This window comes from Roseibium algae (assembly GCF_037783265.1).
GTDB lineage: Bacteria > Pseudomonadota > Alphaproteobacteria > Rhizobiales > Stappiaceae > Roseibium > Roseibium algae.
In genome coordinates this window covers 1-8,591 of the sequence record NZ_JBAKIA010000039.1, presented here as the reverse complement: position 1 = coordinate 8,591, position 8,591 = coordinate 1, and the positions used below count along the sequence as shown (strand labels likewise).

The 8,591-nt window shown below is 59.6% G+C and carries 8 protein-coding genes and 1 pseudogene; 7 read left to right on the top strand and 2 right to left on the bottom strand.

What is annotated here, in order from left to right; all coding sequences use genetic code 11:
* Window positions 1-264: pseudogene (locus tag V6575_RS23110) on the bottom strand (integrase); the annotation flags it as partial.
* Window positions 265-586: 322 nt separating this feature from the next.
* Window positions 587-1,489 (bottom strand): LysR family transcriptional regulator, encoded by a 903-nt coding sequence (locus tag V6575_RS23105; protein WP_340277858.1) that lies wholly within the window; start codon window positions 1,487-1,489, stop codon window positions 587-589.
* Between the two features lie 141 nt (window positions 1,490-1,630).
* Between V6575_RS23105 and V6575_RS23100 the strand changes: the two genes are divergently transcribed.
* Genes V6575_RS23100 through V6575_RS23070 form a run of 7 tightly spaced genes read left to right on the top strand, consistent with a single transcriptional unit; the run spans window position 1,631 to window position 8,098 of the window.
* A complete protein-coding gene (locus V6575_RS23100) occupies window positions 1,631-3,445 on the top strand; it encodes a CocE/NonD family hydrolase (RefSeq protein ID WP_340277857.1) in 1,815 nt (604 codons plus the stop codon).
* Window positions 3,442-3,894: a hypothetical protein gene (locus tag V6575_RS23095; RefSeq protein WP_340277855.1), complete on the top strand. Its 453-nt coding sequence runs from the start codon at window positions 3,442-3,444 to the stop codon at window positions 3,892-3,894. The genes V6575_RS23100 and V6575_RS23095 overlap by 4 nt, the downstream gene beginning before the upstream one ends.
* Complete coding sequence (locus V6575_RS23090) at window positions 3,885-4,685, top strand: ABC transporter permease (RefSeq protein WP_340277854.1); 801 nt, start codon at window positions 3,885-3,887, stop codon at window positions 4,683-4,685. Before V6575_RS23095 ends, V6575_RS23090 begins: the two co-directional genes overlap by 10 nt.
* An 18-nt stretch (window positions 4,686-4,703) precedes the next feature.
* Window positions 4,704-5,747 carry an ABC transporter ATP-binding protein gene (locus V6575_RS23085; RefSeq protein WP_340277851.1) on the top strand — a complete coding sequence of 348 codons (1,044 nt, stop codon included), beginning with the start codon at window positions 4,704-4,706 and terminating at the stop codon, window positions 5,745-5,747.
* A 41-nt stretch (window positions 5,748-5,788) separates the two neighbouring features.
* Complete coding sequence (locus tag V6575_RS23080) at window positions 5,789-6,826, top strand: ABC transporter substrate-binding protein (RefSeq protein ID WP_340277850.1); 1,038 nt, start codon at window positions 5,789-5,791, stop codon at window positions 6,824-6,826.
* A 3-nt stretch (window positions 6,827-6,829) separates the two neighbouring features.
* Entirely contained in the window at window positions 6,830-7,660 is an 831-nt protein-coding gene (locus tag V6575_RS23075; RefSeq protein WP_340277848.1) for an ABC transporter permease, read from the top strand.
* A 27-nt stretch (window positions 7,661-7,687) separates the two neighbouring features.
* Entirely contained in the window at window positions 7,688-8,098 is a 411-nt protein-coding gene (locus V6575_RS23070) for a TSUP family transporter (protein WP_340277846.1), read from the top strand.
* Window positions 8,099-8,591: the final 493 nt, after the last annotated feature.

The window sequence follows — 8,591 nt, the reverse complement described above, 5'->3', positions numbered from 1 at the left end:
TTTGTTGAACTACCATGGCGCGCGTGCGTATCGCCGGTCCAGTGACCAGCGTTCCGATCTTCAGTTTCACTAGATCGCAACCGCGCAACTTGCTGTCGATTGCGAGATCGAACAGCGCCGGTCGCGCATCCGTCCCTCCCGATCTAGGAAAAAGCGGATCGCCCAGATCTGGCGTTGCTTGAGAGGCTTCTTGACGCGGACCATTCTACCTGCATTCCATGCAGGCCTTCCGAGCGCGGCCGGATCGTATTGTGCAATTCCCATTTCCATACTCCTTCGGCCACTATTGGCCGTTGGAAGGATAGGCGAGCATCGTGAACCAAAGGGGCCGTAAGCGAACTGTCGACTTACGTGCTCCGATTGGATTTAGCTGACATCTTGTGTTGCGGCATGCTGCTTCCGCACAAGTCGCAATCTCGCGCGTGTACTCCAACAGCTGATCAGTACTATTCGCCACAAGCAGAGACGCACTGTTCATGCAATAACTTGATTGGGGATGAATTTTCGAAGCAATTGGCTCGATATGAAGAGACCCTTAAGGCCGTCGGGCAGTATTTTCAGCTCGTAACTAGCGGCACCTCACATATCACAAAGTGGCTGCGAGTGCTGAGGTGCTCTGGCGGATCTCCTCGGCCACCTCTTCCACGATCTCTGTGCGGCTGGACCAACTCGGATAAAGGAAGCCGTATCTCAAGAGACCTTGGGGTTCGAAGTGGCGCAGCACCAGGGAGTCGACACCACTGGACAGCGCGACGAAGGGGTCGGTCAGGCAGCAGCCCAGGTTCAGGCCAGCCATTTGGCAGGCGATCACGCCATTGCGCGCCTCAACGCGAACGTCCAAACGCTTGCCGTATCGCTTGCACAACGATTCGAGGTGTTGCCCAAGCAAGGAACGTGCGTGGGTCGAGACGATCGGGCGCGCAATGAAGTCCTCGAAAGTGACTAATTTTCGTGCAGCCAGCGGATGATTTGGGTGCATGGCGACCATCATTGGTAATTCCAAAAAGGGCTCAACCTCGAACGCACCGGCTTTGATGGGCAGGGGAGCAACGCCGAGATCGAAGGTTTCCCGCCCCACCCAGAGGTCGATATCCAGACGAACGCGGGCGTCGATTTGGGCGGTCATCTCGGGGCGCCGCTCCATGACCCGGGCCAGCGACTTGTTGATCACCGCATGAGAGATGAAGGGGGCCACGAGGATGCGCAAATGCTCTTTGCGACCTTGTCGGATCTGGTCGGCACGACGCTCTGCATCATCGAGTGCCTGCATAACCCTTTCTGTTTCTGCGTAAAACTCTTTTCCCTCCCGCGTCAGGCGCAACCGACGGCCGTGCTTTGTCAGCACAGAGAAGCCCAGTTCATTTTCCAGGGTGGACAACAGCCGGCTTACCTGTGCGGGCGATCGCAGAAGCCGATCAGAGGCGCCGACGATTGAGCCGGTCTCGACAAAGGCGCGGAAAGCTTCGAGGGATCTCTGGGTGAGTGGCATGGCTCCGCCTCCTGCTGTTGTGATCTTGGCGATAGTTACGCAAATAGTTGCGTAAATAGTAACTAAATTGAAAAAATATTCACTTTACGCAATTGGGAGTTCTGAGCTGTAATGAATCCAAGACAAATTATGGAAACCCCGATGACCAAGCAAGCAGACCTCAACAGCCGCGTTTCCACATATGAAGCTGAACGCGTGGTGCCCTACAGCCTGCCGTCTAAACCGCAGTCCAGCTATCTGACGATGCGTGACGGCTGCCGGATCGCAGTGGATGTCTGGTGCCCGCAGGACGGGGACGACGGGGAGACCTTCCCAACGCTGCTTCTGTTCACGCCCTATTTCCGGCGCTTCAAGCTCGTCGTGGGGTCGGATGCTGTTGCCAACCCCAATACCGCCAAGTTCAGCGACTACTTCGTGCAGCGTGGCTATACGGTGGTCGTCGTCGATGTCCGTGGCACCGGCGCCAGCTTCGGCACGCGCGACGGCTTCCGCTCTCCCTCGGAAAGATTGGACAGTGCCCAGATTGCAGACTGGGTGATTTCGCAACCCTGGTCCAACGGAGAGCTGGGGGCAACGGGGATTTCCTACCTCGGGGCGGCGTCGGATTTTCTGGCCTCCACGGGTCACCCGGCGGTCAAGGCCATCGCGCCGCTATTCTCGGTATGGGACACCTATGCTGACAATTACTTCCCGGGCGGGATGCAGTGCACCTCGCTCACGCTGCTATACGACAATCTGATGAAGGCTCTCGACCTAGATCAGCGCGCCTACCTCAAGGACTACAAGTACTACGCCCACCCAGACTACCAAGGCCCGCAGCCAGTGGACGAAGACGCCGACGGTTGCATGCTTGCCGCCGCCGTGGCCGAGCACCAGGCCAATTTCCGCCAGACGGACTTCATGGCCGATCTCGCCTATCGTGAGGAAGGGCTGCCCTATGACCCCGGCTACAGCAGCGCGTCGATCAGCCCCTATTCCTATGCTTCCGGCATCCGGGAAGACGTGGCCATCCTGTCGCTCTCGGGGTGGATGGATGGGGCCGGTTATGCCAACGGCGCCATCGCGCGTTTCCTGACGCTTGACAAGAACCCGCACCACCTAGTGCTGGGTCCATGGGATCACGGGGCACGGATCGATGTCTCACCCTGGCGGAAACGGAAGGATCCTGGCTTCTCGGTACTGGGTTGTGTGCTGAGGTTCTTCGATACCTACCTGATGGGCCGCGATACGGGCATGAAGGATGAACAGCCGGTTTCATACTTCGCCATGCACGAAGAGGCCTGGGCTGATGCCGAAACCTGGCCGCCGCAGCCATCACAGACTCAGCTCTATCCCGGTGTGGCAGGCGAGTTGGCGCAAATGGCCTGTGAGGGCACGATCGACTATCAGTGTGTGCCTCATACCCGCACCGGGTTCGAAACTCGCTACGAGCGCATCGCGGGTATGGACTCGCAGAACTACTACTACGATTGGCAGGGGCGCACGGACGACATGCTGAGCTGGGACAGTGCCGTGCTGTCAGAGGACACAACCATCGCCGGGCATGCCCTGTTGGATCTCCACGCCACCTTCGATGCCCCTGATACAGGTCTTTTCGTCTATCTCACCGAGGTCGAGGCCAACGGGACCGAGCGCTATGTCACCGAGGGTGTGCTGCGCGCGATCTTCCGCACCGAGGCTGAGCCTCCAGCCAACATTCGCATCAATTGGCCCTATCGCACCTTCCATCGTGAGAGCGCGGAGCCTCTGCCCCTGGGAGAGAGGCAAGCCATCCGCATCCCGCTTCTGCCGACGGCGTGGACCCTGTCGAAGGGGAGCCGTCTGCGTCTGTCCATTGCCGGCACAGATGCCGATCACTTCAAGAAGGTGCCACATGGTCGTATGGCGCGGATCTCGGTCGATCTGGCGCGGACGCGGCTGGACCTGCCGGTCGTTCGGGATGAGGTCGCGGCATGATCGCCGACCGTGCTCTTGATGACCTGTTTCCGGCGTTGGCGGCGGTGGCTGACATCCGTGCTCTGACGGCGCTAGAATACAAGGGCGACAAGGCGGTGCGGATCTACAGCAGCCATGCTCAAGTGTTCGCCAGCTCCGGGTCTAAACTGTTTTCCGATGCGCCGACCATGGTGCGTGTGCGGGAGAGTGGCACCCCGGTGCTGACCGAGGGCGCCCCGGCGCTACGGGACGGTTTCTCGGACGCCCAGAGCATTCTCGACCTGGGCGCGGATGCAATCGTCAACCTGCCGGTGCGCGCGGAAACCGGCAAGATCGTCGGTCAGGTGAACCTGATGGGACGGGCTGGAAGTTTCGATGCCGATGCGCTGGTGGCCCTGCAAGGCGTCGCAGACAGCTTTTTCTGTTGCTTCCAGAGCACTAATACGAAGAAAGGCGCGCCATGCGACTGACCGGACTAATTTATCGCGGTGGTATTCTCATCGCCTATACCGTTATGCTGCTGCCGGTGCTGCTAATAGTGGTGACCTCGGTCTTCCGCGATGCAATCATTTCCTTCCCGCCAAGTGGGCTCTCGCTCGAATGGTATCGCAATGCGATCGGGCGCGAGGAGTTTTTCAGCGGTTTCATCGTCAGCTTCAAGGTGGCTGCGATCGCCTCGGTGATCGGTGTGCCTGTCGGCACTGCCGCATCCCTGGCCCTGGTGCGCAGCAGCATTCGTGCCAAGCAGGCGATCACGACATTCCTGCTAGGTCCGATCATCGTACCGGGTATCGTTGCAGGCACAGCGCTCTATCTGACCTACCTGCTGGGTCAGAACGCGCTGGACATGGATATCGTCGGTACACTGCCCGGCCTGGTCGCGGCACACATCTTGCTGACCATTCCCTGGACGGTGCGCGTCGTGACCGCAGGCCTTCAGGGTCTCGACCGTTCTGTCGAAGAAGCAGCGCTGAACCTTGGCGCCCGCCCCCTGACTGTCTTCTGGCGGGTCACCTTGCCGATGATGCGGCCTGCCATCGTCGCAGCCTCGATGTTTTCGTTCATCCAGAGCTTCGAGAACCTCGAACTGACCCTGCTGCTGGTCGGGCCCGGCATGAGCACCCTGCCTATTGCGATGCTCAACTATCTGGAATTCCAGATCGACCCGACGCTCGCCGCCGTTGCGACCATCCAGATCGTCGTCATCGCCGCGATGATGCTGATCACGGATCGCTACGTGAAATTGTCCCGCATCGTCTGAATGCCCGGAGAAATACAGATGAAATCGCTCGAACTAATCAACATCCGCAAGGAATACGGCGATGCTGTCGCGGTCGCGGACATGAATATGCAGATCCAGCGCGGAGAGCTGGTTGCACTACTGGGACCTTCGGGCTGCGGCAAGACGACGACCTTGCGCATGGTCGCAGGTTTCATCGCGCCGACCGAGGGGTCGGTGTTGCTGGACGGCCATAACGTCACCGAGCTTGCGCCATACGACCGCAACACCGCGCTCGTCTTCCAGTCCTATGCGCTGTTCCCGCACATGACCGTGGCGCAGAACGTGGGCTTCGGCCTTGAGATGCGCAAGGTCGGTAGATCCGAACGCGAGTCCCAGAGCCTGGAGGCTCTGAAGCGCGTGCGGTTGGATCACCTGGCGGACCGCTATCCGCGGCAGTTGTCAGGCGGGCAGCAGCAGCGGGTTGCTCTGGCGCGCGGTCTGGTGCTGAACCCGGCGATCTTCCTGCTGGATGAGCCGCTGTCCAACCTCGACGCGAAGCTGCGCGGCGAGGTGCGCAGCGAGATCCGCTCGCTACAGCAATCGCTGGAGCTGACCACGCTGATGGTCACCCACGACCAGGAAGAGGCGCTGACCATGTCCGACCGGCTGGTGCTGATGGAAGCAGGCAAGGTTCGACAGGCCGGCACCGCCCAGGACCTTTACGAACGCCCCGCCGATTCCTTCGTGGCCGATTTCATCGGGCGCTCCAACGTGATCGAGGGCCGGGTCGAGGCAGAGGGCTTCCAGACCGTCAGCGGCGCGCTGCTGCCCCCGGCCGCTGCCGGAAAGCCCGACGCGCGCTTCTACTCGGTCCGACCCGAGAAAATCGACATTACCCGTGACGGCCCAGGCGTCGAAGGTGCTGTGCGCGAGATCCTCTATCTGGGCGCGCAAACCGAATACACCGTGATGCTCGGCCAGACGCCGTTGACGGTCGTTGCGGCAACACCCGGTCCAGACGACGCGCTGGCTAGCCTGCGGACAGGAGAGCCAGTCCGCCTGCATTGGAGCGGAGACAACGCACGTCTGCTCAATGACTGATTCCTCAACCCCTAACAAAAAAGCCAACAGGAGACACTTTCATGACCAGTTTTACTCGGCGCAGCTTCCTCGCCACCGCTTCGGCGGCCTCTGCCTTTGGGTTGCTGTCCAGCCCGGGCATCGCCCAGTCCAAGGACCTGGTGGTCGGCACCTGGGGCGGAACCTTCGGGGACCTGCTTAAAGAGAACGTGGACGAAGCCATCCTAGAACCCGCGGGCTGGAATGTCCTGCAGGAAGTTTCGGGCCCGGTGCCGCGCCGCACTAAGCTGATCACAGAGCGCACGCAGCGCCGTGGCAGCATGGATGCCGCGCTGCTGGCCGACTTCGACATGCATGCCGCCGCTAAGGTGGGAGCGCTGGAAGAGCTGAACGCCGACAATGTCGCCTCCTACAATAACATCCTGCCCTTCCTGCAGAAGAAGCATTCGGTGCCGCTGATCTACTCGGCCCATGCCATTGTCTACCGAAAGGACCTAATCACCACCCCGCCGGAGTCGATCGCCGAGCTGTGGAACCCGGCCTACAAGGGTAAGATCGGTCTCAGCGACTTCCTCTACACCTCAAACATGGCCTACTCGGCGATCGCAAACGGCGGCACTCTATCGGACTTCGAAGGGGCAGAGAAAGGTGTCCAGCAGTGGAAAGATCTTGATGCCAAACTGCTACCCTCGACCGAAGCTGTCGGCCAAGCGCTGTCTTCGGGTGACATCTGGATCACCATCATCTCGGCGGCGCGTGGTTATAGCTGGAACAAGAGCGGCATCGACTTGGGCTGGGTCATCCCCGAAGAGGGCGCTTTCCCGGCGGTCTACGAAGCCGCAGTGCCGAAGAACGCTCGCAACACGGACGGCGGCATGGCCTACATGGATGCGCTGCTGAACCCGCGGGCCCAAGCCGCCTTCGCCGAGAAAATGGGCTATCTGCCAACCGTGAAGAACGGATCGATCAGCCCCGAGCTCGAGGCTCAGATAGGCTTCACCCAAGCCGAGCAGAACCGGCTGTGGCAACCGGACCTCGATTTCATCATGGAAAATCAAGCCTCCATGCTGGATTCCTGGAACCGCACTCTCAAGGGCTGATCGATGGCAAAGCTTGTTCTTCCGGCAGGTATTTTGGTGCTTCTTCTGCTGGGTGCGCCGATGCTTCTGATGCTGCGGTATTCGTTCAACATCTTCGATCCGCTGTATTTGATGAAGACTGCATTCACGTGGGAAAACTACGCAAAGGCGGTGGCCGACCCCTACTACCAGAAGATCCTGACGACCACGATCGTGGTGGCGCTGACCTGTACGGTCCTGACAACGCTTCTCGCCTATGGTCCGGCCTATTGGTTGGCCCGGATGGAAGGACGCTGGAAGAGCAAGCTGACCATTCTGACCATGTTCCCCCTCCTGGTTGGGGGGGTGGTGCGTTCGGCGGGCTACCTGGCCTTGCTGAGTACCGACGGCCTAGTCAACGCCTCGCTGCGCGGTCTGGGGATCATCTCGGAACCGCTACAACTGCTTTATACACCCGGCGCTGTGATCTTTGCCACCGTCGGCATCGTGCTACCTTACATGATCCTGACCCTTGCTTCGGTCATCGAGAGCATCCCGCGACAGGTTGAGGAGGCAGCGGCAAACCTTGGCGCCCGCCCGGCGCAGTCCTTCTTCCGGGTGCTGATGCCGCTGTCGCTGCCAGGGGTGTTGGCCGGGGCGACGCTGGTTTTCATCCTCTGTATGAATGCCTATGCCACGCCGCTCTTACTGGGCGGCCCGCAGTTCCAGATGATGGCCCCCGCGGTCTACGAGCAGTTCGCCCGTGCCTCCAACTGGCCCTTCGGTGCAGCACTGGCCTTTATCTTGCTGATCGTGACCGTGGTGCTGACAAGTCTTGGCAGCTCTGTCATCGCCAAGCGGTACAAAGCCGGCTGAGCCGGCTCTTGAGGGATCGGTCCAGTGATGCCTGCTGATTATCTGCTGTTGCTCGGAGCGATCATCTTGATCGCGCTGATGGCCGGGTTTGCCTCCGGTCTGCTTGGCATCGGTGGCGGTATCTTCCTTGTGCCCACATTCCTGATGCTTTTCTCGGGACTTGGAGATGATATTCCGCAGCTCATGCAGCTCTGTGTCTGCACCTCGACCGCCTGTGTCATGGTCACTACGAGCCGGGTGGCATTGTCTCATTACCGGCGCGGGGCACTCGATACCGCTCTATTGCGGGCTTGGGGCCCTTCATCGCCATTGGTGCCTTTGTCGGGGCCCTCGCGACGCATCGCCTGTCTGATCGAGCGTTGCGGATATTATTCTCCGGGAAGAGCATCCTTCTTTCGATGCGCGTACTTTTGGCGGTTTGAGGTCGAAGCCATGTGAGGGAGGCCTCTCCCGGAGAATGCCTGCTTTTGGGACGCTATAATTTGATCTCTAGCGACGGAGATGAAGGCCCACTGCTGACGTTGAAAAAAACTAAACTTAGTGTCCGCTTACGGGATTGGATCAAGAACCGCCGAACGACCAAATTGGGGGCGCACTGTAGCCTTTGGTTCAAACTGCGGTGAATTCCCGCTTCCTGCCCGTCCAAGTAATTCGTTGCAACCATAATGAACCTCTGCTTTCGGGACACGGTCTCGCTTCGTCAAAAAACCAAAATGGCGGTGCTGGGCGGCCCGGCAGGCAACGTTGGATGTGGTTGTTGGGGCGGCTTTCTGGGTTAGTTTTAACTCAGAAACGATGATGCCTCGGTAGCTTGATCCTCCCCCTTTGAAGTGGTCCTCCGCTATGTTTAGGAAAACGGAGGAAACACATGACCAACAAGCGACCAAAGCCGGAGGAGATTGTTACGAAGTTACGGCAGGTTGAGGTTCTG

Excerpts from the sequence above, each read along its gene's own strand:
- V6575_RS23085 (WP_340277851.1), top strand. The coding sequence starts at position 4,704 with ATGAAATCGCTCGAACTAATCAACATCCGCAAGGAATACGGCGATGCT.
- V6575_RS23105 (WP_340277858.1), bottom strand. The coding sequence starts at position 1,489 with ATGCCACTCACCCAGAGATCCCTCGAAGCTTTCCGCGCCTTTGTCGAG.
- V6575_RS23070 (WP_340277846.1), top strand. The coding sequence starts at position 7,688 with ATGCCTGCTGATTATCTGCTGTTGCTCGGAGCGATCATCTTGATCGCG.
- V6575_RS23075 (WP_340277848.1), top strand. The coding sequence starts at position 6,830 with ATGGCAAAGCTTGTTCTTCCGGCAGGTATTTTGGTGCTTCTTCTGCTG.
- V6575_RS23090 (WP_340277854.1), top strand. The coding sequence starts at position 3,885 with ATGCGACTGACCGGACTAATTTATCGCGGTGGTATTCTCATCGCCTAT.
- V6575_RS23100 (WP_340277857.1), top strand. The coding sequence starts at position 1,631 with ATGACCAAGCAAGCAGACCTCAACAGCCGCGTTTCCACATATGAAGCT.
- V6575_RS23095 (WP_340277855.1), top strand. The coding sequence starts at position 3,442 with ATGATCGCCGACCGTGCTCTTGATGACCTGTTTCCGGCGTTGGCGGCG.
- V6575_RS23080 (WP_340277850.1), top strand. The coding sequence starts at position 5,789 with ATGACCAGTTTTACTCGGCGCAGCTTCCTCGCCACCGCTTCGGCGGCC.